This window comes from Cereibacter sphaeroides 2.4.1 (genome assembly GCF_000012905.2).
Classification (GTDB): Bacteria; Pseudomonadota; Alphaproteobacteria; order Rhodobacterales; family Rhodobacteraceae; genus Cereibacter_A; species Cereibacter_A sphaeroides.
Window position 1 is genome coordinate 514,492 of sequence record NC_007494.2, and the last position, 22,068, is coordinate 536,559.

The window sequence follows — 22,068 nt, forward strand, 5'->3', positions numbered from 1 at the left end:
GGTCAGCGCACCCTCATCTGTCTGGGCAGGGTCGACAAGACCTCGATGCCGGTTTCGGTGAGGATCACCGTCTCGGAAGCGCCGACCGTATAGTCGCCGTAGCTGCGCAGCGTCGCGGGCAGGTGGAAAACCATGCCTGGCTCCAGCAGGCGATCCACGCCGGTGAAGAGCGACAGGATCGCCCCCTCGCCCCAGTCGGGCGCGAAGGCCGCGCCCATCGAATAGCCGATGCGTTTGCGGAAGGCGGCCGTATAGCCCGCGGCATCGATCACCGCCTGCGCGGCCTCGTGCGGCGCCGCGCAGGGCGCGCCGGGGCGCAGGGCCGCCAGCGCCGCATCGAGCGCGCGCTCGGCCGTGTCCATCATGCGCGCGGCCTCGGCGGGCGGCGGGCCGATCCAGACGCTGCGCATGAGCGCCGCGTGATAGCGGTCGTGACTCGCGGCGAGTTCGAGGAAGACCCCGTCGCCGGGTTCGAGCAGCCGCCGCCGCCAGGTCGCATGGGGCACGCCCGAGCGCGGCCCCGAGGAGACGAGCGGCTCCATCGCCATGGCTTCGGAGCCCGCGCGGATCGCGGCCCCCATCATGGCGGCGGCCACCTCGTTCTCGCTGACGCCCGCGCGGCAGGCCTCGATCGAAGCGGCAATGGCGGCCTCGGCATAGCCCGCGGCCTTGCGGATCGCGGACTGCTCGGCCGGCGATTTCACCGCGCGCAGCCGCTCCGCCACACCCGACCCGTCGATCAGCGCCACGCCGGCAAGGGCCTGGGCGATGCGCTCGGACAGGTCCTGACCGATGAACCAGGCGCCGCGCTCCATGGCGATGCGCCCGAGGCCCAGATCCCGCACAAGGCTGCCGAGCGCCGCGGCCGGGTCCTCGCCGTCCTGCCAGGCGCGGATGTCGGCGAGCCAGGTCGAGGCCCGCGCGCCCGTCGTCTCGAGCTGGCGCACGAGGAGCACGGGTGCCCCCTCGACCGGCACCACGAGGGCCTGAAAGGCGAAATAGCCCGCCGTCTGCCGCCCCGTGGCCCAGAAGATGTTCTCCGGTCCGAGCAGCACCAGCGCATCGGCGCCGAGATCCGCCGTGGCCGCCTGCAGCCGCGCGATGCGGCCTTCGAATTCGGCGGCCGGGAAAACCGCATCACGGCCGCGGAGCGGGTCGGCCGCGGTGTCTGCCGGGAGTGTCGACATCGGATTAGTCCTTGTTGAGCCAGCCCAGCGTGCGGGCGCGCATGCGGTCGAAATGAAGCGCCATGGCGGCCGCGGCGGCCTCGGCGTCGCGGCCGGCGATCGCGTCGATCACCGCGATATGTTCCCGCGCCTGATCGGCAAAGTTGGTGTGGGTGCGGATGATGGTGCTGCGCCGCACGATGGCGCGCTGCTCGGCGAGAAGCCCCGGCAGGAGCGTGAGCCCCGCCGCCAGCGCCACCGCCCGGTGGAAGATGCCGTCATCCTGCCAGAAGCTCTCGAAATCCATCGCCCCCGCGCCGAGATAGCGCAGCTGCGCCTCGCGCGCGGCCTCGAGCTCGGGCGTGAGGCCGAAGCCCGCAGCCCTGCGCGCAGCGGCGCGTTCGAGGATCAGCCGGAGCTGGATGATGTCGAGCAGCTGCTCGACCGAGACGAGACGCACCAGCAGCGTGCCGTTCACCATCCGCTCGATCACCTGCTCGCGCTCGAGCACCGACAAAGCCGAGCGCAGCGGCGTGCGCGAGATGCCCAGCCGCTCGGCCAGCTCGCGCTCGGTCAGGATGGTGTTGGGCGCGATCCGCCCCTCGAGAATATCCTCGCGGAGGCGGCGGTAGGCGCTGTGCGAGAGCGTCTCGGAACTCATGGGGAGCCGTTCCCCGACAGCGCGGCGAAGACGGCTTCTACCGCGCGGGCGAGGTCGGCCGGATCCATCCCCTCGTCGGGGCAGTGGCTGCCGTTCCAGTTGCGGATGAAGACCATGACGCTGTCCCAGCCGGCGCTGGCGAAGGCCGCCGCATCGTGGCCACCGCCCGAGAGCATCCGGCGCGGCTGATCGCCCCGGCGCGCGGCGCCGCCCGCCACCCAGTCGATCATCGCAGGCGACAGGCGCGCAGGCTGGCTGCGGCTCTGGGTGCCCAGATCGAAGCGGATGCCGGGCCGCTCGGTCTCGATGCGGCGGATCTCCTCGCGCAGCACCCGGTCGGCCGCCTCCAGCACCGTCACATCCTCGGAGCGCAGGTCGAGGCAGAAGGCGAGCTCGCCCGGCACCTTGGCCATGGCATGGGCGGGCGAGGCCGCATCGACCTTGCCGAAGGTCACGGTGAGGTCCGCGCCGCGCGAAAGGAACGTCTCCCAGGCGCGGTCCATCGCCATGACCAGATCGGCGAAGGCCACCACCGCGTCGGCGCGGCCCTCACGCGGCGCACCGCCGGAATGGGCCCAGGTGCCATGCACCTCGGCGGCGCGGTAACGCAGCCCGCCGCGGATGGCCGAGACGATGCCGTAGGGCTCGCCCGCCCGGTCGAGGACGGGGCCCTGCTCGATATGGAACTCGAGGAAGCGCGCGGGCTTCGGCGGTTCGGCCCGCATCAGCGCGTCGGGGTCGAAGCCCTGCTCGCGCATGTGCTCGGCCAGCGTCCGGCCGGTGTCGACGCGGAGCGCCTCGAGCTCTTCGGGCAGGAGCCGGCCGAGCGCCGCGCGCGAGCCGATATAGGAGACGGGGAACCAGACGCTCTCCTCGGCCCGCGTCACGGTCAGGACGAAATCGGCCTCGGGCGTGACGCCCGCCTCGCGCATGGCCGCGACGAGGGCCAGCGCCGCGGCCACGCCCGCCTGCCCGTCGAAGGCGCCGCCCTCGGCCACCGTGTCGAGGTGCGAGCCGCAATGGAGCGCCGGAAGGCTCGGGTCGCGCCCCTCCATCCGGGCGAAGAGGTTGCCGGCATGATCGCGGCTGACGCTCATGCCGAGCGCGCGGGCCTCGGCCTCGATCAGCGCATGGGCATGGCTTTCCAGATCGGAATAGGAGGGGCGGGTCCAGCCGGGGCCGCCCTCGGAAAGCGCGTTCACCTCGGCCAGCACCCGGTCGATGGTGCTGCGGATGGCGCGGGCGGGGGCGTCCTCAGCCAGGGGCAGATCGGTCATGCTTGGGTCCCTCCGACCTCGGTTGCGGCGGACGCGGGGCTGCGGGATTCCACGCGCCAGACGTCGGGGTTGATCGCGGTCTCGGGCAGACGGCCCTCGAGCGCGGTGATGACATGGCGCACGGCCTCGAGGGCCACGCGGCGGAGCGCCTCCTCGGTCGTGCCACCGAGATGGGGCGTGAAGACCACGTTGCCGTGCGCGGCCAGCGGGCCCGAGGGCGCGCCGGGCGAGCAGACGTCGAGCCCCGCGCCGCCGAGATGGCCAGAGGCCACCGCTTCGAGCAGCGCCGCCTCGTCCACGAGGCCCGCGCGGGCCATGTTGATAAGGATGGCGCCCGGCCGCATGGCGGCAAAGGCGCGCGCATCCATCATGTGGTGGGTCTCGGGGCGGAGCGGCGTGTGGAGCGACACGAGGTCGGCCGCGGCCAGCCCTTCGGCAAGGCTCGCCACCCGCTCGCCCCCCTCGATCCGCGGCACGCGCGGCGAATGGACGAGGAGGCGCATGTCGAAGGCCTGCGCCAGCATCCGCCCGGTCTCGCGGCCGCTGGCCCCCCAGCCCACGACCAGCGCGGTGCGCCCCCGCAGTTCCGAGAAGCGGGCGGATTCGCGAAAGCCCGTCTTCCCCTCCCGCAGGGCGCGGTCGGCGGCGGGGATGCGGCGGGCCACCGCAAGCGCGAGGCCCACGGCCAGTTCGGCCACCGAGCGCGCGTTGGCGCCCGGGGTGTTGGCCACGACCACGCCCCTGCGCGCCGCGGCCTCCTTGTCCACCGGATCGTGGCCCGCGCCATGGACCACCACCGCCCGGAGCCGGTCGCCCGCGGCGAAGGCCGCGGCATCGAGGCCCGCGTCGCGGGTGATGACGGCGTCGATGCCGGCCATGTGGCGCGCCACCGTCGCCATGTCGGGCGCCGGGCAGAGGATGGGCGCGATCCCGGCCGCGCGCAGGGCGGCGAGACCCGCTTCGTGGATGGGTTGGACGATCAGACAGTTCATGAGGCACTCGCGGAAGCGGTCGCCGCGGCAGCGCGGCGCAGACGGAGGAGCACGGCGTCGCGCGCATGTTCGAGATGGGCCCGCAGCCCAGCCTCGACCGCGTCGGCATTGCCGCTGCGCACGGCTTCGAGGATCTCCAGATGTTCCTCGCAGCCGCGCAGGAACCGTTCGGGCACCTGAGTGTGGTCGAAGATGCAGGTGCGCCGATGCAGCGTGGCCACCGTCTGGGCCACGGCCTGATTGCCGAACTCGCGCCCGAGCAGGTGGTGGAACTCGTAGTCGGTCTGGCGCTGGAGATCGTTGACCGCAGGGTCCGACGCCATCAGGAGGCGCACGCGCTCCTCCATCGCATCGACCTGAGCCGGCGGCAGCCGCACCGCCGAGCGTGCCGCGAGCGGCTCGAGCTCCAGCCGGAGGAAGAAGACCTCCTCGACATCGGCGGCCGTCACGCTGCGCACGCAGGTGAAGCGGCCCTCGACGACGGCGAGGCCCTCGCTCTCCAGCCGCTTGATCGCCTCGCGCACGGGGGTGCGCGACATGCCGAAGACCTCGCCCAGGGCGGCCTCCTGCAACAGGTCGCCCGATTTCAGCGCGCCTTCGAAGATCATCGAGATGATGCGCTGATAGGCCTCGTGGGCGAGCGGTCTGGGGGCACTCATGAACATTCCTCCGGGCCCCGAATCGTGACGGGACGCACAATCTCGCCCGGCTCGTAGAAGCCGCCGACGAGATCGCAGGACAAGAGGTAATCCGACCGCAGGACGCCCTCGGGCTTGGCCACCAGCGCCTCGAGAAGCCGCCTTAGCCGCACCTGCCGCGCGATCCAGAGATCCTCGCCCTCCTCGGCCGAGATCGGCGCGAAGCGGACCTGCGCGCCCACCGGCATCTGCGCGAGCCGCGCGAGATCGACCGAGGCCACGGTCCCGATCTTGGGATAGCCGCCGGTGGTCTGGCTCTCGGCCAGAAGCACGAGCGGCATCCCCGAGCCCGGCACCTGCACCGAGCCCGGCACCGTGCCGTCGGAGACGATGTCGTGCCCGCGCGCGGCGGGCAGGTCGGTGCCGCCCAGCACCATGGCCATCCGGTCGCGCTGCGGGGTCACGGTGAAGTCGCACCCGGTGAGGCGCGCCACGATCTCGGGGGCGAAATGGCCGTCCTGCGGGCCGAGGATCAGCCGGATCGGTCCCGTCTCGCGGAAGGGCGCCGCGCCGTCCAGACGGCTGTCGGGGCGCAGGCAGGGCGCGTCGGCCTCGTCGGGGCCGAGCGGCAGCCGGTCGCCCGCCGCCAGCGCCCGCCCCTCGGGGCCGCCGAGGCCCGAGCGGAGATGCGTCGCGCGCGAGCCCAGCACCTCGGGCGTGGCGATGGCGCCGGAGAAGGCCAGATAGGCCCAGACCGTGCCTTCGGGCACGCCCACGGTGAGGGTTTCACCGGGGTTCAGCCGGTGGCTCTCGCCCGCCAGCACCACGCGCTTGTCGATGCGGATCGGGCAGTCGGCCCCGGCCACCGCAAAGCGCACCGGCCGGTCGCAGCGGAAGCTGCCCGCAGGGCCTGCGAATTCCAGCGCCGCGGCGCCGGGCGCATTGCCCACGAGCGCATTGGCGAGCGCCATGGCGGCCCGGTCGATGGGGCCCGCGGGCGAGACGCCCATGTGGCGCAGGCCGAAGCGGCCCGCGTCCTGCACGGTCAGCATGGGACCTGCGGTCAGGATCTCGAGGCTCATGCGCGGATCTCTTCGGGGGTCACGATCATCTCGCCTGCGGCACTGCGCGCCTCGAGCGCGCGCGCCTCCTCGGGTCCGACAGGATGGAAGCGGATATGGTCGCCTGCGCGGAACAGGAAGGGCTCGGCGCGGGCGGGATCGAAGCTGCGCACCGGCGTCCAGCCGAGGAAGCGCCAGCCCGAGGGCCCGGCGACGGAATTGATGTTGCCCTGCTGGCCGCCGATGCCGACCGCGCCGCGCGGGATGTTCTGGCGCGGCTTCGGCAGGCGGGGCGTGTGCAGGATCTCGGGCTGGCCGCCGAGATAGGCGAAGCCCGGCGCGAAGCCGATCATGAAGACGCGGTAGTCGGTCCCGGAATGGAGTGCGATCAGCTCTTCGGGCGAGAGGCCCTTCATGCGGGCCATCTCCTGAAGATCCTGCCCCACCTCGCCGCCGTAGAGGCAGGGGATCCGCCAGAGCCGGCCCGCCGCCGCCGCGAGCGGCCGGGCCGCGATCTCGAGAAGCCGGGGGCCGAGGTCCTTCGCGCGGATGCGTTCGGGGTCGTAGCGCACGAGAAGCGAGCGGTAGGTCGGCACGATGTCGAGGACGCCCGCGAGGTCGCCGGACCGCGCGGCCTCCTCGACAGCCTCCGCAAGCGCGATGATGCGGGCATTGGCCTCGGCATCGATGCTTTCGCCGATCTGGACGGTGAGGGCGCTGTCGCCGCAGGGAAGAAGGCTGGGGGTCATCGTCACGGGATCATACTCATTTCGGGATGATCCGCAGCCGTCAGGGCTGCGGACCTCTGTCAGTTGCCGCGTATCAGGTCCGGCAGGAAGCCGATGATGCCCGGGAAGACCGCGATGAGCAGCACGAAGGCCGCCATGATGAGGAAGAAGGGCATGGTGGCGCGCGTGATGCGCCCCATGCTGTCCCCCGTCAGCCGCTGGATCACCGTGAGGTTGAAGCCCACCGGCGGCGTGATCTGGGCCATCTCGACCACGATCACGAGGAAGATGCCGAACCAGACCTTGTCGTAGCCCGCGGCCACCGCCAGCGGCAGCGTGATCGGCAGCGTCATCACGATGATGCCGAGCCCCTCCATCACCGTGCCGAGCAGGACGTAGAAGATCAGCAGCACCACCACGAGCATCAGGGGCGACATGCCCCAGCTCTGGATCTCGGTCGCGATGTAGCGCGGCACGCCGAGATAGCCGATCATCGTCGACAGGAACATCGCCCCGATCATGATGAGGCCGATCATGGCGCAGCTTTCGGCCGCCTGACGCGCGGCGCTCAGAAGGCCCCCCAGCGTCAGCGTGCGCTGCGCGAAGCCGATGATCATCGAGACGACCACGCCCACGGTGGCGGCCTCGGTCGGCGAGGCGATCCCGCCGTACATCGAGCCGATGACGCCCGCGATGAGGAGAAGAAGCGGCCCCAGATCCTTCAACGCCACCATCTTCTCGCGGAAGCTGGTGCGCGGGGGAGTCGCGCCCACGAGCGCGGGGTTGAGCCACGAGCGGATCGCGAGATACCCCATGTAGGAGGCCGCGAGCATCAGCCCCGGCACGATGCCGGCGATGAAGAGCCGCAGGATCGATTCCTCGGCCATCACCCCGTAGATGATCATGATGGTCGAGGGCGGGATCAGGAAGCCGAGCGTCCCCGCCCCGGCAAGGCTGCCCGTCACGAGGTCGCGGTTGTAGCCGCGGTCGATCAGTTCCTTGGCGGTGATGCGCCCCACGGTGGCCGTGGTCGCCGCCGACGAGCCGCAGACCGAGGCGAACATGGTGCAGCCGAGCACGGTCAGGTGCGACAGCCGCCCCGGCACCCGGCGCAGCCAGGGCGAGAGGCCGGTGAACAGCGCCTCGGAGATCTTCGTGCGGAAGAGGATCTCGGCCATCAGGATGAAGAGCGGCAGCGCGAGCAGCTCGGGCGAGACGACGACGTTGTAGGTCTGCTGCGCGAGAAGCTTGAGCCCCGGCATGTTCGGCCGGAAGAGCGTAAGCAGCCCCACGCCGGTGCCGATGAGCCCGAGGCCGATCCAGAGGCCGCTGCCCAGAAGCAGCGTGAGAAGGCCGAGCAGGGTGGCAATGATCTTTCCCATGGACGGCTCCTATTCCAGACCGGGGCCGACGGAGAGTTCCTCGCCGCGCAAGAGGCGCAGGATCTGGGCGAGGCACTGCAGGGTGAGGATCGTGGCGCCCGTCGCAAGCGCCGCCTGCGGGTAGACGAGCGGGACGCGGAACGAGGTGGCGGCGGTCGAGCCGCGCTGCGCCGAGAGCCAGGCCATCTCGATCAGGGCCCAGCTCAGATAGGCGCAGATCGCGAGGCCCACGAGGCAGGCCGCGAACTCGAGCGTGCGGCCCACCGCGCGGGGCATCGATTCGAGCAGGGCCGTGACGCGGACATGGCTGCCGCCCTTGAGTGCGCTGCCGCTGGCCAGAAGGAAGCAGGTTCCCATGAAGTAGCCCGCCAGATCCCAGGAGAAGTGGATCGAATAGGCGAGAAGGTTGCGCGAGAAGATCTCGGCCGCCACGAGGACGAGGATACCGAGGAGGCACAGGGCCGCGAGATAGCCGCCCAGATCGGTTACGCCGTCGATCACGGCGAGCGTCCTGCGGAAGCGGGTTGGGGCAAGTGAGGTCATGGAGCTCAACGGTCGACGAGGGGAAGGAGGCGCCGCGTCGCGGAGCCGGAGAGGGGGAATGCGGGCGGGGCCTTCGCCCCGCCGCATCCCTGTCCCGTCAGTTGCGCAGGGTCAGATAGGCGTCGATGATCGGCGCCGCCTCCGGCACCCGGGTCTTGTAGGCATCCCAGAGCGGCAGCGCCTTCTCGAGCAGCGCGGCCGACAGTTCGGGCGACGGAGCCGAGACCTCGACACCGTTCTCCTTCAGGGTGGCGATCTTCTTGGCATCCTCGGCGCGGCTGTTCAGCCAGAACTGACCTTCGAGGCCGGCGGCGGTTTCCTCGATCTTCTGCCGGGTCTCGAGCGGCAGCTCGTTCCAGGCATCGAGGTTCACCGACATGATGTTCGACGAAGCCTGCCAATTGAAGGTGCTCATGTATTTGGTGAATTCCCAGAAGGCGCCGTCCACGCCCGACGAGGAGGAGGTCGTCACGCCCTTGATGGTGCCAGCCGCGAGCGAGGGCACCACCTCGCCCCAGGGCATCTGGATCGGCGTGGCGCCGAGCGCGCCGAAGAAGTCGTTGCCGTTCGAATCGACCACGCGGATCGTGAGGCCCTTGAGGTCCTCGACCGTGTTGATCGGGTTCGGCGCGAAGACGGCCTGCCCCGGCCACGGCACCATGTAGAGGATCTTCTGGTTCATGCCGGCCGCGACCTCGTCGAGCTTCGGACGGTAGAACTTGTGCAGGAGCGCGAGGTCGGCCATCGTCGGCGCGAGGAAGGGCAGCGTCTCGATCCCGAGTACCGGAGCCTCGCCCACCTGCTGGTTGAGCAGGATCTCTGCGATCGGCACCAGCCCGTCGCGCACCGCGGCCATACCTTCCGGGCCCTTGATCCCGAGCGCGCCGCCGGAATGGACCGTGATGACCACTTCGCCGTCAGTCGCTTCCTTCACCGCATCCGCGAACGCCATGGCGTTCTGGGTGTGGAAGTTGCCTTCCGGCCAGACGATCGACATGTCCCATTTGGTTTCGGCCCAGGCCGACGTGGCGGCGACCGAGACGGCAAAAGCGGCAGTGGCAGCGATACTTCCCTGTTTCATGTTTTCCCTTCCCAGGATTTGGTTGGCTGGATTGTTCTTGAGATTTCAGTATACCAACTGTATCCCATTTATGAAGCGGCCCGGCGCGATCTGTCAATCCTCCGGGCCGGACCGCCGAAAGAAACATCCGAAATCTCGGAAAATGCTGAAAAACTTCGCAGGACAGGGCTGGGAATGGTGAAAAGGATCGATCTCAACTGCGACATGGGCGAGAGCTTCGGCGCCTATGTGATGGGCGACGACGCAGGCATGCTGGAGCTGGTGACCTCGGCCAATATCGCCTGCGGATTCCATGCAGGCGACCCGGTGGTGATGCGTCGGACGATCCGCATGGCCAGGGAAAAGGGCGTGTCGGTGGGGGCGCATCCCTCCTTCGCCGATCTCTACGGGTTCGGCCGGCGGCGGATCTCGGGCGAGCGGCCCGAGGATCTCGAGACGCAGCTCATCTTCCAGATCGTCGCGATGCAGGGCATGGCCGCGCTCGAGGGCCATCCGATGACCCATGTGAAGACCCATGGCGCGCTCGGCAACATGGCGGCGGTCGATCCCGACCTCGCCGCGCTCTGCGTCCGGGCGATCCGGGCGGTCGATCCGGGCCTCGTCTTCGTGACGCTGCCCTATTCCGAGACCTTCCGCGCCGCCGAGGCCGCGGGCCTCCGGGTCGCCTGCGAGATCTATGCCGACCGCAGCTATACGGATGCGGGCGAGCTTACCCCGCGCAGCCAGCCCGGCGCGGTGATCCACGACCCCGAGCAGAGCCTCGCGCAGGTGCTCGAGATGGTGGTGAACGGCCACATTCCCACGACGGGCGGCAAGCGGCTGCCGGTCAGCCCCGACACGCTCTGCATCCACGGCGATACCGCGGGCGCGGTCGCCATTGCCCGCCGCCTGCGCAGCGCCCTCGAAGAGAACGGCATCGCCATCGCGCCGTTCGCCCAAGCCTGAAGGATCCGACCATGACCCGCACCCTCTATCTCAACGGCGCCTGGTTGCCCGAATCGGAGGCCAAGGTTTCGGTCTTCGACCGCGGCTTCCTCATGGCGGACGGCATCTACGAGGTGACCTGCGTGCTCGACGGCAAGCTCGTCGATTATGCGGGCCATGCCGCGCGGCTGCAGCGGTCGGCGCAGGAGCTGGGCATGGCCCTGCCGCTCACCGAAGCGGAACTGCTCGAGGTCCATCGCGAGATCGTGGCCCGCAACGCGCTCGATCAGGGGCTGATCTACCTCCAGCTCACCCGCGGCGTGGCCGAGCGCGACTTCGTCTATCCGCCCGCCGGCACGCCGCCGACGCTCGTGATGTTCACACAGGCCAAGAACGTGCTCGAGAATGCCGCGGCCGAGGCAGGCATCCGGGTCGCGCTGCTGCCCGACCTGCGCTGGGGACGGCGCGACATCAAGACGGTGCAGCTCCTCTATCCCTGCATGGCGAAGATGGAGGCCAAGGCCCGCGGCGCCGACGATGCCTGGCTCGTCGAAGACGGTTTCGTGACCGAGGGCAGCGCCGCCACCTCGCATATCGTGACCGCCGAGGGCGTGCTCGTCACCCGAGACCTCTCGCATGCGCTCCTGCCCGGCATCACCCGCGCCTCGGTGCTGGAGCTGGCCGCGGCGCATGGCGTGCGGGTCGAGGAACGCGCCTTCACCCCGGACGAGGCGCGCGCCGCGCGCGAGGCCTTCATCACCTCGGCCACCAACTTCGTGGTTCCCGTGGTGGCCATCGACGGCGCGACCGTGGGCGACGGCAAGCCCGGCGCGCTGACCCGCGACCTGCGGCGCTTCTACATCGAGACCCGCCGCGCGTCGGCAATCTGAGGAGAGAGACCATGGCCGAACGGATCAACCGCGACACGCGCGGCGTCTATATCATCGCCGCGACCCCCTTCACGGATCGGGGCGAGATCGACCACGACAGCCTCCTCAGCCTCGTCGATTTCTACATCGGCCACGGCGTGACGGGCCTCACCATCCTCGGCATGATGGGCGAGGCGAACAAGATGACCGGCGACGAACGCCGCGCGGTGATCGACACGGTCCTTTCGCGCTCGGGCGACCTGCCGGTGGTGGTGGGCGTCTCGGACGCGGGCCTCGCCAACCTCACCGATCTGGCCTCCTACGCGATGGACAAGGGCGCGGCCGGGGTCATGGTGGCCCCTTCGGCCGGCCCGGCCCGCGAGGACCGGATCGAGGGCTATTTCCATGCCGTCTGCGAGGCGCTCGGGCCTGAGGTGCCGGTCTGCTTCCAGGACTTCCCGCTGGCCACGGGCCTGCCGGTCTCGCCCGCCCTCATCCGTCGCCTCTCGCAGGAGCGCGACCAGATCGTCATGCTCAAGCACGAGGACTGGCCGGGGCTCACCAAGATCACCCAGCTGCGCAAGCAGGAGGAGGCGGCCGGCGTCGCCCGGCTCTCGATCCTCTGCGGCAACGGCGGGCTCTACCTGCCGCAGGAGCTGCAGCGAGGCGCCGACGGCGCCATGACCGGCTTCGCCTATCCCGAGGCGCTGGTCCAGACGGTCGCGCTGCATCACGCGGGCCGCGTGGACGAGGCCGAGGATCTCTTCGACCGCTACATCCCGATCCTGCGTCATGAACAACAGCCGGGCTTCGGCCTTGCGGTGCGCAAATATGTGCTGATGAAGCGCGGCGCGATCGCCTCGGCCGCCACCCGCGCGCCGGGACCGAAGATGTCGGCCGTCGACGCCGCCGAGACCGACCGTCTGATGGCCCGTCTCGAGGCGCGGCTGAAAGGCTGATCTCGGAAAGCCGCGGCTCCTCCCACCGCGGTTTCACGGGGCGCGCTCCCCGCCTCGTGCACGGTCACCCTCGGCGGACGCGCCGGGGGTGATTTCGTTTCGGGGGCCCGCGCCGAAGGACCTCGTCCGGGCGGGACGCCGGAGGAGCCGGGCTTCGTCCGAGGCCGCCCCCGCACGGGAAGCCGGCTTCCGCGGGCTCGCGCGACGTGCCGGAGCAGGACGCGCCATGAAGCGCGGTGCGGACGGAGTAAGGCCGCGCCATGCCTGCGCATCCGCGGGGGATCCGAATGGAACCTACGCCCCATCCCGAGGCAGAAGCTGCCGGTCCGTGCGGCATCGGCCACATGCCGACGCGGAGACTGCCGAAAAATCCGGCACTATAAACACAGGTTATATTACAACAATCAAAAGAGCCCTCATTTATATTGATGCGCCGGGGGTGCCTGTGGTCAGGATGATCTGCGGCGACAGAACCGACGAACATTCCGCCCCATCAACAGGAGATCCCATGACCAACCCCCGCTTCGGGGGGCTTGTGGCGCTTGCCTTCATGGCCGCGACCACGCTGCCCGCCCAGTCCCAGGTGGCCGAGATCCGCGACAGCTATCGCGTGGCGCTCGACGGCACCTTCGCTCCCCATGCCATGCCGAAACTCTCGGGCGGTGTCGAAGGGTTCAACGTCGATCTGGCCCAGCTCATCGGCGAGCGTCTGGGGTCCGAGATGACGGTCGATGCGGCGCAATTCTCCGGCCTCATCCCGGCGCTGCAGGCGGGCACCTACGACTTTCTCGTGGCCCCGGTCACGGTGAATCAGGAGCGGTCCGAGAACCTGCTCTTCACCGAAGGCTTCATGGACACGAACTTCGCCTTCGTCGTGCCGGCGGGCTCGGAGAAGCGGGACGGGATCGAGGCCTTCAAGGGGATGACGATCTCGGTCAACCGGGGTTCGGCCTACCACACCTATCTCGACGACCATGCCGCCGAATACGGCTGGACCGTCGTGCCCTTCGGCACCAACACCGATGCGGTCGAGGCGGTGGCCACCGGACGCGCGGACGCGAACCTCTCCGGCGCGACCGTGGCGGCCTGGGCCGCGCTCCAGAACCCGGCGGTCGATCTGTCCTACGAGATCCAGACCGGGCTCGTCTGGGGGCTGGCCTTCCGGCTGGACGATGCGGCGACGCGCAACCGCGTCGATCTCGTGCTCGAATGCCTGAAGACCGACGGCTCGCTCGCGGCCCTTTCCGAGAAATGGTTCGGCGTGACGCCCGCGGCCGGCAGTACCATCGTGACGCCGACGCCGGGCTTCGGCGTGCCGGGCTTCCCGGGCTATCAGGAAGATGCCCACCAACCCTCCTGCGACTTCTCCTGATCGCTGCCTGCCCGCCGCCCCGTCCCCGGCGGACGGGGCGGCGCCCCACCCCATCCCATCGGAGCCCGCATGTCCCGACCCATGCTCGAAATCGTCGCGCTCGAGAAAACCTTCGGAGAGCTCAAGGTCCTGCGCGACATCAACCTGCGGGTCGCCACCGGCGAGATGGTCTTCGTCATCGGCCCTTCGGGATCGGGCAAGTCCACCATGCTGCGCTGCTGCAACCGGCTGGAGGAGCCCACCTCGGGCGCGATCCTGATCGACGGCAAGGACATCGTCGGCTGCTCTTCCTCGGCGCTGAACCGGATGCGGCTCGAGGTGGGCATGGTGTTTCAGGGCTTCCACCTCTATCCGCACATGACGGTGGTGGCGAATGTGATGCTCGCCCAGATCAAGGCGCTGAAACGGTCGAAGGACGAGGCGCGCGAGCGCGCACTGGCCATGCTCGACCGCGTGGGACTGCGTCACCGGGCCGAGACCATGCCCACCCAGCTCTCGGGCGGCCAGCAGCAGCGCGTGGCCATCGCCCGTGCCCTCGCGCTCGATCCCAAGGTCATGCTGTTCGACGAGCCCACCTCGGCGCTCGACCCCGAGCTCGTGGGCTCGGTGCTTGCCGTGATGAAGGATCTCAAGGACAGCGGCATGACCATGCTGGTCGTGAGCCACGAGATGGGCTTCGCCCGCGAGGCGGCCGACCGGGTCGTGTTCATGGACGGCGGCCTCGTGGTCGAGGAAGGCCCGCCCGAGGAAATCTTCGCCAATCCGAAGGCCGAGCGGACGCAGGCCTTCCTCTCGCGCGTGCGGGCCTGACGCCATGGACGGGCTCGACCGGTTCCTTGCCACCTTCTTCAACGCGCGCATCTTCGCCCGCTACCTGCCCGACATGCTGGCGGGCGTCTGGACGACGATCTGGCTCGCCGGCGCGGTGATCGCTCTCGGGCTGAGCCTCGGCCTCGCGCTGGCCTGCCTGCGCGCCTACGGCTGGCGCATCGCGAACTTCTTCATCATCTGCTTTGCCGACATGGGCCGGGCGCTGCCGCCGCTCGTGCTGATCCTCATCATGTATTTCGGGCTGCCGGGCCTCGGGCTGCGGATGCCGGGGCCGCTCGTGCTAATCCTCGTTCTGGGCACGGTGCTTGCGGCCTTCGCCGAAGAGATCTTCTGGGCGGGCCTGACCTCGGTGCCCAAGGGCCAGTGGGAGGCAGGGCGCGCCACGGGCCTCGGCTTCACCCAGACGCTGGTCCAGATCGCCCTGCCGCAGGCCGCGCGGCTCGCTCTGCCGCCGCTGGTCAACCGCGTGCTCGCCATCTCGAAGATGACCGCGCTCGGCTCGGTGATCGGCGTCTCCGAGATCCTGTCCGTCGCCTCGACCGCCCAGAGCTTCACCGGCTCGGCCGCGCCGCTGACCATGGGCGCCATCGCCTATGTGATCGTGTTCCTCCCGCTCGTGGTGCTGACGCGCCTCCTCGAGCGGCGCTTCGCCTGGAAGGTCTGAGCCATGCAGGACTTCATCCGCCTGTTCTTCAATCTCGAGGTCATGGCCCAGACGCTGCCGCTGCTGATGCAGGGGCTCTGGATGACGGTCAGGCTCTGTGCCGCCGTCATCGCCCTCGGCCTTGTGGGCGGGCTCTTCCTCGCGCTCGGCGCCCTCTCGCACCGGCGCTGGCTGCGCTGGCCCGCCTTCGCGGTGATCGATTTCCTGCGCGCGCTGCCGCCCTTGGTGCTCCTGATCTTCATCTATTCGGGCCTGCCCTTCGCGGGGCTCGCCATCTCGCCCTTCGCGGCGGTGGCGGTGGCCTTCTTCCTCAACAACTCGGCCTATTACGCCGAGATCTACCGCGCCGGCATCCAGTCGGTGCCCGCAGGCCAGACCGAGGCCGCGCGCGCCTGCGGGCTGACCACCGGCCAGACGCTCGCCCATGTGGTGCTGCCGCAGGCGGTGCGCAACGTGCTGCCGGATCTGCTGTCGAACACGGTCGAGGTGGTCAAGCTCACCTCGCTCGCCTCGGTCGTGTCGCTGGCCGAACTTCTCTACTCGGCCAACATGGCCCGGTCGCTCACCTACAATGCCTCGCCGCTCGTGCTCGCGGCGCTGGTCTATCTCGTGCTGCTCTGGCCGCTGGTGCGGCTCGTCAGCCGCTACCAGCGCCGCCTCGCGGCCTGAGCACCCCTTTCACCACTTACCTTCAGGGAAGAGACAGATGCGCAAGATGATCGTTGGCGGGGCCCAGATGGGGCCGATCCAGCAGGCCGACAGCCGCGAGACGGTGGTGGCCCGGATGATGGAGCTGATGCGCAAGGCCCATGCCGAGGGCGTGAAGATGCTCGTCTACCCCGAGCTCGCCCTCACCACCTTCTTCCCACGCTGGTATGCCGAGGACCGCGCCGAGATGGACCGCTGGTTCGAGAGCGAGATGCCGAACGGGGCCACGCAGCCTCTGTTCGATCTGGCGCGCGAGATGGGCATGGCCTTCACCTTCGGCTTTGCCGAGTTGACGCCCGATGGGCACCATTTCAACACCTCGATCCTGACGGATGCGCAGGCCAACATCGTGGGCACCTACCGCAAGGTCCACCTGCCCGGCCATGTGGAGTTCGACCCCGAGCGCACCCACCAGCATCTCGAGAAACGCTATTTCGAGCCGGGCGATCTCGGCTTCAACGTCTGGCGCAACGAAGGCGTGGTCATGGGCATGGCGATCTGCAACGATCGCCGCTGGCCGGAAACCTACCGCGAGCTGGGGTTGCAGGGCGTGGAACTCGTCACCATCGGCTACAACACCCCGTCCGTGAACAGCCAGAAGGGCGCCGAGGGGCTGCGCCAGCGGCTGTTCCACTCGGATCTGTCGATGCAGGCCGGGGCCTACCAGAACTCGACCTACGTCGTGGGCGTGGCCAAGGCCGGCACCGAGGACGGCCATCACCTGATGGGCGGCTCGATCATCGTCGATCCCGACGGCGAGGTGATCGCCCGCGCCGAGACCGAGGGCGACGAGCTGATCTTCGCCGAATGCGACTTCGACCGCTGCACCTTCGGCAAGGCCACCGTCTTCGACTTCGCCCGCCACCGGCGGATCGAGCATTATCAGCGCATCGGCCGGCAGACCGGCGTGATCGTCCCGGTCTGAGGAGAGGGCAGCATGGAGTTCGATACGGTCATCCACGGCGGCACCATCGTCACGCCGACCGAAAGCTGGCAGGGCGATCTGGGCCTCGTGGGGGGCCGGATCGCGGGTCTGGCCGAGCGGCTGCCCGGCGGCGCGCGCCGGATCGACGCCACCGGGCGGCTCGTCCTGCCCGGCGGCATCGAGGCGCACGCCCATATCGCGCAGGAAAGCTCCTCGGGGCTGATGAGCGCGGACGACTATTACACGGGCTCGGTCTCGGCGGCCTTCGGCGGCAACTCGAGCTTCATCCCCTTCGCGGCCCAGCACCGCGGGCAGTCGGTGGATGCGGTGATCGAGACCTACGACAGCCGGGCGGCGCCGAACTCGGTGCTCGACTATTCCTACCATCTCATCATCTCGGACCCGACCGAGACCGTCCTGACCGAAGAGCTGCCGCGCGCCTTCGCCCGCGGCATCACCTCGTTCAAGGTCTTCATGACCTACGACCTGATGAACCTCGGCGACCGCGGGATGCTCGACATCCTGACCGTCGCCCGCCGTCACGGCGCCCTCACCATGGTCCATGCCGAGAACAACGACATGGTGAAATGGATGAACGCGCGCCTTGCCGCGGCAGGGCTCACGGCGCCGAAATATCACGCGATCTCGCGCCCGGCGCTGGCCGAGGCCGAGGCGATCAACCGCGCGATCTCGCTCGCGCGGCTCGTGGGGGCGGGGCTCTTCATCGTCCATGTCTCGACGCCCGAGGGGGCGGATCTCGTGGCCCGCGCGCAGGCCTCGGGTCTGCCGATCCATGCGGAGACCTGCCCGCAGTATCTGGCCTTCACCCGCGACGACCTCGACCGGCCGGGGATGGAGGGGGCCAAATACATCTGCTCGCCCCCCCTGCGCGATGCGGCGACGCAGGCCGCGCTCTGGAACCATGCCCGGCGCGGCACCTTCGAGAGCGTGTCCTCGGACCATGCCCCCTACCGGTTCGACGCGAGCGGCAAGTTCGCGAACGGCGCAGAGCCCGCCTATCCCGCCATCGCGAACGGCCTTCCGGGCATCGCCATGCGCCTGCCCTATCTCTTCTCCGAAGGAGTCGCGGCCGGGCGGATCAGCCTCCAGCAGTTCGCGGCCCTCTCTTCCTCGAACGCCGCCCGCCTCTTCGGGATGGAGCGCAAGGGCGCGCTGCTGCCGGGCTATGACGCCGACATCGCGATCTGGAACCCCGAGGAAACGCGCGAGGTCTCGCTCGCCGATCAGCACGATGCCATGGACTACACACCCTTCGAGGGGATGCGCCTCACCGGTTGGCCCGAGCATGTGCTGAGCCGCGGCGAGACGGTGGTCGAGGCGGGCGAGCTGAAGGCCGCCCGCGGGCGCGGCCGCTTCGTCGCGCGTGCCCCCTACCGCCCCGATCCCAACGCGCCGGTCGAGCCCGAGCTCACCCCCGCGCTTAACTTCGGCGCGGAGATCCGGCCGTGAAGCGCATCCTCGTCATCAACCCCAACTCCTCGACCGCCGTCACCGAAGGGCTGCGCGAGGCGCTCGCCCCCTTCGAGGGGTCCGTCCGTTTCGACTGCATCGAGATCGCCGAGAGCCCGGCCACGATCTTCACCGAAGAGGATGTGGCGCGCGCAGGCCTGGGCGTCGCCGAGCGCATCCGCCAGAACCCCGGGGCAGATGGCTATATCATCGCCTGCTTCTCGGATCCGGGGCTCGATCTCGCCCGCTCGATCACCGCGAAACCCGTCTTCGGCTGTCAGGAGGCGGGGATCCTCACCGCGATGGCCCGCGCCGACCGCTTCGCCATCGTGGCGCTGGGGCCGGCGTCCGTCGCGCGCCACATGCGCCGGATGCGCGCCATGGGCGTTCTGGGCCGGCTCGCGGGCGAGCTCGATCTGGGCGGGGTCAGCGCCGAGGATGCGGGCCGCTCGGATGCGGTCTATGCCTGCACGCTGGCCGTGGGGCAGGAGCTCGTGCGGATGGGAGCGGGCGCGCTTGTGCCCGGCTGCGCGGGCTTTGCGCCCCGCCGCGCCCAGCTCGAGCGCGATCTCGGCATCGCGGTCGTCGATCCGGTGCTGGCCGCCGCAGGCATGGCCATGGGCGCGGTGCTGGCGTGATCGGCGGGCGGACGGCGCCCGAGATCTCGCTGCGGCTCCTCGAGATCTTCGCGGCCATGATGCGCGCGGGCACCACGGTCGAGGCGGCCGAGATGCTGGGCGTGTCGCAGCCCGCCGTCTCGGCCGGCCTCAAGCAGCTCGAGACCCAGCTCGGCATCGTGCTCTTCGAGCGCGCCTCGCGCCGCATGATGCCCACGGCCGAGGCGCGCGAGCTGTTCGCCGAGATCCGGCCCATGTTCTCGATGCTGCGCAGCTTCACCCAGACCGCCCGCGACATCCGCGAGGGGTTGAGCGGGCGGCTGCGGATCATCAGCACCCCGCCCATCGGCCACACCCTCGCCCCCCGTGCGCTGGTCGAGTTCCTGCGCGAGCGTCCCGGCGTCTCGGTGGCCTTCGACGTGCGCCGCCTCGAACATGTGATCGACGCGGTGCAGAGCGGCAGTGCCGATCTGGGCCTCGCCCTCAGCATGGACCGCTATACGGCGCTCAATTCCGAGGTGCTGCACGAGACGCATATGGTGGCGCTCGTGGATGCGGCGGGGCCGCTTGCCGCGCAGACACAGGTCACGGCCGAAGACCTTGCCGCGCATCCCTTCGTGGGGATCGAGGGCGACTCGAAGCTCGGCGGCCTCGTCCGCTCGGCCTTCCTGCAGAGCGGACTGGGCTACCTGCCCCAGATCGAGGTCCGCTATGTCTCGACCGCGGCCGAGCTTGTGAACCACGGGCTCGGCAATGCGGTGGTCGATCCCTTCACCGCCCATTATCATGCCCGGCCCGGCATCGCGATCCGGCCCTTCGTGCCGGCCTGCATGACCCGCGTCGTGCTGCTCACCCGCCGCGGCGTGCCGCGCAGCCAGCTCGCCCATGCCTTCGCCGCGACGCTGAAACCGATTTTCGCCGAACCGCTCCGGAGAATTCACGCATGATGCTCGACCTGGGGTCGCTGCCGCCCGCCACCCGCTACAAGCTGCTGACCGCCATCGTCCTGCCGCGCCCGGTGGCCTGGGTCACGACGCAGAGCCCCGAGGGCGTGGTCAATGCGGCGCCCTTCTCCTTCTTCAACCTCTTCGGCCAGAACCCGGCCCTCGTCGTGCTGGGGCTCGAACATCGCGCGGACGGCTCGATGAAGGACACGACGCGCAACATCCGCGAGACGGGCGAGTTCGTGGTGAACATCGTGACCGAGGATCTGGTGGCCCCCATGGTGGCAAGCGCCGCCCCGGTGGGCCCCGGCACGAGCGAGCCCGAGGCGCTGGGGCTCGCGCTCGCCCCGTCGCTGACCGTGGCCCCGCCGCGGCTGGCCGCCGCCCCCGCCGCCATCGAGTGCCGCCGCACGGTCGGGCTCTCCTTCAGCGCCGAGCGCGAGATCCTCGTGGGCGAGGCCACGGGACTGGCCGCCCGCGAGGGCCTGATCGACCCCGAGAAATGGTATGTGGACTGGCAGGGCGACTACCCGGTGGCCCGCCTCTTCGCCGACCGCTACGCCCGTCTGGTCGAGATCGACCGCCATGCGATCCCTCCCGCGATCTAGCTCCTCCCTCGGCCCTGCATAGGCGCAAGGCAGTTGATCCGGCGGGAGAATCCGGGGATCGTGTCGCCTTGTCCCTTTCGGGCATAGGCGCATCCGGTGGCCCGCGGCTCGCGACCGTCCCGTCGGAGACCAGCGCCTCCCCTGTGGGGGACGTTCCTCCGGGGCCGGGGCACACCCCTGCGGCCGGGAGGGCGCGCGGCCTGACACGAACGAATTTGGAAAAGCCGCCGATTCCGGTTAACCTTCCACCCATCGGGGCGAGCCACCGGGAGGAAGGATGGAACTGCGGTTCATCGGACTTCGGAAGGCGGATGCGGGCTCGGCACGCCGGGACGCGAACTGCGGGGATCCCTGACCTTGCCGGCTGCGGGCGGGGCCTTTGCTGCCGCGCGGCAGCCCGCGATCTGGAACCGGCCGCTCCTCGAGCCGCGCATCCTGCGCCTGCATGCCGAGAACGCGGCCTTCCTCGCCGACCGGATTGCCATGGCCCGCGACGGCCCGAACGAGCGCGCCCTCGATCTCTTCGACCTCGAAGCCCGGCTCGGAGGCCATCTGGCGGCGCTGCGACGGGCGGGTGCGGCGGGCCTCGAGGCCGCCCTGATGGCCCTCGACGCAGAGCCCGGACCGGGCGAAATCCTTGTGGCGGCGACGCTGTCGCTGGGTCACCGTCCGGAGGACGATCTCTGCGTTCACCTGCCGGGCCGGCTCCTCGTGCCCGCAGCCGCCCCCGCGATCGGCGCGGCGCTGGCGCTGCTCGATCCGCCGCGGATCGGCCCGCGGCTCAGGGCCTGGCTGGACGGGGACGATCCTCTGTCCGTCCTCGCCGCGCTCGGGGCCTGCGGCCGGCTTCGCGCGGACCCGGGACCGCGTCTCGCACCGCTCCTGCGCCACGGTGCCGCCCCGGTGGCGGCGCGGGCCGTGCGGCTGGCCGGAGAGCTCGGCCGCGCGGACCTCGGCGCACCGATCCTCGACCGGCTCGGCTCCTGTCCCGAGGCACCCCGCGCGGCGGTGCTGCTGGGCGAGCGCCACCACGCTCCGCCGCATCTCCTGCCCCGGGATCCCGGCGCGCCCCCCGGACGCTGGCGCGAGGCCGCGGAGCTGCTGCCGCTCGCGGTCCCGCCCGCCGCGGCAAGTGCCGAGATCGCCCGCCTTCTCGGCCATCCCGCCACGCGCCGCTGGGCGGTGGTGGCCGCCGGGGCGCTCGGTCTGCCCGAGACGCTCGACTGGCTGATCGCACAGATGGAGGACCCGCTTCTGGCGCGCTCGGCCGGGCTCGCCTTCGGGCAGATCACCGGGGCCCGGCTCGGGCCCGACAATCTCGAACGCGCGACTTTTCCCGAGGACCCCGAGGATCCGGTGGCCGATGCCTGCCGCCTCGAACGCAGCATCGAGAGCCACGCCTACTGGCCCGATCCGGAGAAGTGCGGGGCCTGGCTCGCGAAGCGCAGGGCGGGCCTTGGCGCGGGCGAGCGGCACCTCCTCGGGGCCGCGGCCTGGACCCATGCCGCGCCGCCCGAACCGGGACATCGCACGCAGCTCCAGCTGCGGGCCCTGTCGCTCGAGATCGCCTGCCGCTCCCCCTCGGCCCCGCTGCCCGACTGGCGCGCGCCGGTGCGGCTCGGCCCCGACGGGTTCGGGAGGGGCTAGG

Annotated in this window: 23 protein-coding genes; 13 read left to right on the forward strand and 10 right to left on the reverse strand. The window is 70.3% G+C overall.

The window, feature by feature from the left end:
- Nucleotides 1-2: 2 nt before the first annotated feature.
- The 10 genes from RSP_RS17870 to RSP_RS17915 all read right to left on the reverse strand — a co-directional run bounded on the left by RSP_RS17870 (nucleotide 3) and on the right by RSP_RS17915 (nucleotide 9,529).
- On the reverse strand, nucleotides 3-1,187 hold the full coding sequence (locus tag RSP_RS17870; RefSeq protein WP_011339317.1) for a M24 family metallopeptidase: 1,185 nt from the start codon (nucleotides 1,185-1,187) through the stop codon (nucleotides 3-5).
- A gap of 4 nt (nucleotides 1,188-1,191) precedes the next feature.
- Entirely contained in the window at nucleotides 1,192-1,827 is a 636-nt protein-coding gene (locus tag RSP_RS17875) for a GntR family transcriptional regulator (protein ID WP_002724261.1), read from the reverse strand.
- On the reverse strand, nucleotides 1,824-3,104 hold the full coding sequence (locus RSP_RS17880; RefSeq protein WP_011339318.1) for a Zn-dependent hydrolase: 1,281 nt from the start codon (nucleotides 3,102-3,104) through the stop codon (nucleotides 1,824-1,826). The genes RSP_RS17875 and RSP_RS17880 overlap by 4 nt, the downstream gene beginning before the upstream one ends.
- A complete protein-coding gene (locus tag RSP_RS17885) occupies nucleotides 3,101-4,096 on the reverse strand; it encodes an NAD(P)-dependent oxidoreductase (RefSeq protein WP_011339319.1) in 996 nt (331 codons plus the stop codon). The genes RSP_RS17880 and RSP_RS17885 overlap by 4 nt, the downstream gene beginning before the upstream one ends.
- Nucleotides 4,093-4,755: a GntR family transcriptional regulator gene (locus RSP_RS17890; protein ID WP_002724267.1), complete on the reverse strand. Its 663-nt coding sequence runs from the start codon at nucleotides 4,753-4,755 to the stop codon at nucleotides 4,093-4,095. The genes RSP_RS17885 and RSP_RS17890 overlap by 4 nt, the downstream gene beginning before the upstream one ends.
- Complete coding sequence (locus tag RSP_RS17895) at nucleotides 4,752-5,816, reverse strand: 5-oxoprolinase subunit C family protein (RefSeq protein WP_011339321.1); 1,065 nt, start codon at nucleotides 5,814-5,816, stop codon at nucleotides 4,752-4,754. The genes RSP_RS17890 and RSP_RS17895 overlap by 4 nt, the downstream gene beginning before the upstream one ends.
- Nucleotides 5,813-6,544, reverse strand: a complete 732-nt coding sequence (gene pxpB / locus RSP_RS17900) for a 5-oxoprolinase subunit PxpB (protein ID WP_017140384.1) — start codon at nucleotides 6,542-6,544, stop codon at nucleotides 5,813-5,815. The genes RSP_RS17895 and pxpB overlap by 4 nt, the downstream gene beginning before the upstream one ends.
- A 59-nt stretch (nucleotides 6,545-6,603) precedes the next feature.
- Nucleotides 6,604-7,905 (reverse strand): TRAP transporter large permease, encoded by a 1,302-nt coding sequence (locus tag RSP_RS17905; protein WP_011339323.1) that lies wholly within the window; start codon nucleotides 7,903-7,905, stop codon nucleotides 6,604-6,606.
- Between the two features lie 9 nt (nucleotides 7,906-7,914).
- Nucleotides 7,915-8,406, reverse strand: coding sequence for a TRAP transporter small permease subunit (locus tag RSP_RS17910; protein WP_043764337.1), 492 nt, complete (start codon nucleotides 8,404-8,406; stop codon nucleotides 7,915-7,917).
- Between the two features lie 139 nt (nucleotides 8,407-8,545).
- On the reverse strand, nucleotides 8,546-9,529 hold the full coding sequence (locus tag RSP_RS17915; protein ID WP_002724273.1) for a TRAP transporter substrate-binding protein: 984 nt from the start codon (nucleotides 9,527-9,529) through the stop codon (nucleotides 8,546-8,548).
- 174 nt (nucleotides 9,530-9,703) lie between these two features.
- On the opposite strand from RSP_RS17915, the gene RSP_RS17920 reads away from it, so the two are divergent.
- From RSP_RS17920 to RSP_RS17980, 13 genes are all read left to right on the forward strand, one after another.
- A complete protein-coding gene (locus tag RSP_RS17920; RefSeq protein WP_011339325.1) occupies nucleotides 9,704-10,474 on the forward strand; it encodes a LamB/YcsF family protein in 771 nt (256 codons plus the stop codon).
- Nucleotides 10,475-10,485: 11 nt separating this feature from the next.
- Nucleotides 10,486-11,343 (forward strand): D-amino-acid transaminase, encoded by an 858-nt coding sequence (locus RSP_RS17925; protein WP_011339326.1) that lies wholly within the window; start codon nucleotides 10,486-10,488, stop codon nucleotides 11,341-11,343.
- Nucleotides 11,344-11,354: 11 nt separating this feature from the next.
- Nucleotides 11,355-12,281 carry a dihydrodipicolinate synthase family protein gene (locus tag RSP_RS17930; protein WP_011339327.1) on the forward strand — a complete coding sequence of 309 codons (927 nt, stop codon included), beginning with the start codon at nucleotides 11,355-11,357 and terminating at the stop codon, nucleotides 12,279-12,281.
- Nucleotides 12,282-12,789: 508 nt separating this feature from the next.
- On the forward strand, nucleotides 12,790-13,653 hold the full coding sequence (locus tag RSP_RS17935) for a transporter substrate-binding domain-containing protein (RefSeq protein ID WP_011339328.1): 864 nt from the start codon (nucleotides 12,790-12,792) through the stop codon (nucleotides 13,651-13,653).
- A gap of 69 nt (nucleotides 13,654-13,722) precedes the next feature.
- The gene (locus tag RSP_RS17940) at nucleotides 13,723-14,463 is read left to right on the forward strand and encodes an amino acid ABC transporter ATP-binding protein (protein ID WP_011339329.1); all 741 of its coding nucleotides are present in this window, start codon (nucleotides 13,723-13,725) and stop codon (nucleotides 14,461-14,463) included.
- A gap of 4 nt (nucleotides 14,464-14,467) precedes the next feature.
- Nucleotides 14,468-15,148, forward strand: coding sequence for an amino acid ABC transporter permease (locus tag RSP_RS17945; RefSeq protein ID WP_011339330.1), 681 nt, complete (start codon nucleotides 14,468-14,470; stop codon nucleotides 15,146-15,148).
- A gap of 3 nt (nucleotides 15,149-15,151) precedes the next feature.
- A complete protein-coding gene (locus RSP_RS17950; protein WP_011339331.1) occupies nucleotides 15,152-15,817 on the forward strand; it encodes an amino acid ABC transporter permease in 666 nt (221 codons plus the stop codon).
- Between the two features lie 37 nt (nucleotides 15,818-15,854).
- Nucleotides 15,855-16,781 carry an N-carbamoyl-D-amino-acid hydrolase gene (locus RSP_RS17955; protein WP_002724282.1) on the forward strand — a complete coding sequence of 309 codons (927 nt, stop codon included), beginning with the start codon at nucleotides 15,855-15,857 and terminating at the stop codon, nucleotides 16,779-16,781.
- A 12-nt stretch (nucleotides 16,782-16,793) separates the two neighbouring features.
- Entirely contained in the window at nucleotides 16,794-18,251 is a 1,458-nt protein-coding gene (hydA, locus tag RSP_RS17960; protein WP_011339332.1) for a dihydropyrimidinase, read from the forward strand.
- On the forward strand, nucleotides 18,248-18,889 hold the full coding sequence (locus tag RSP_RS17965) for an aspartate/glutamate racemase family protein (RefSeq protein WP_011339333.1): 642 nt from the start codon (nucleotides 18,248-18,250) through the stop codon (nucleotides 18,887-18,889). The genes hydA and RSP_RS17965 overlap by 4 nt, the downstream gene beginning before the upstream one ends.
- The gene (locus RSP_RS17970) at nucleotides 18,886-19,815 is read left to right on the forward strand and encodes a LysR family transcriptional regulator (protein ID WP_002724288.1); all 930 of its coding nucleotides are present in this window, start codon (nucleotides 18,886-18,888) and stop codon (nucleotides 19,813-19,815) included. Before RSP_RS17965 ends, RSP_RS17970 begins: the two co-directional genes overlap by 4 nt.
- Nucleotides 19,812-20,420: a flavin reductase family protein gene (locus tag RSP_RS17975; protein ID WP_011339334.1), complete on the forward strand. Its 609-nt coding sequence runs from the start codon at nucleotides 19,812-19,814 to the stop codon at nucleotides 20,418-20,420. The genes RSP_RS17970 and RSP_RS17975 overlap by 4 nt, the downstream gene beginning before the upstream one ends.
- Nucleotides 20,421-20,777: 357 nt before the next feature.
- Complete coding sequence (locus tag RSP_RS17980; protein WP_011339335.1) at nucleotides 20,778-22,067, forward strand: hypothetical protein; 1,290 nt, start codon at nucleotides 20,778-20,780, stop codon at nucleotides 22,065-22,067.
- The last annotated feature ends 1 nt before the right edge of the window (nucleotide 22,068 follow it).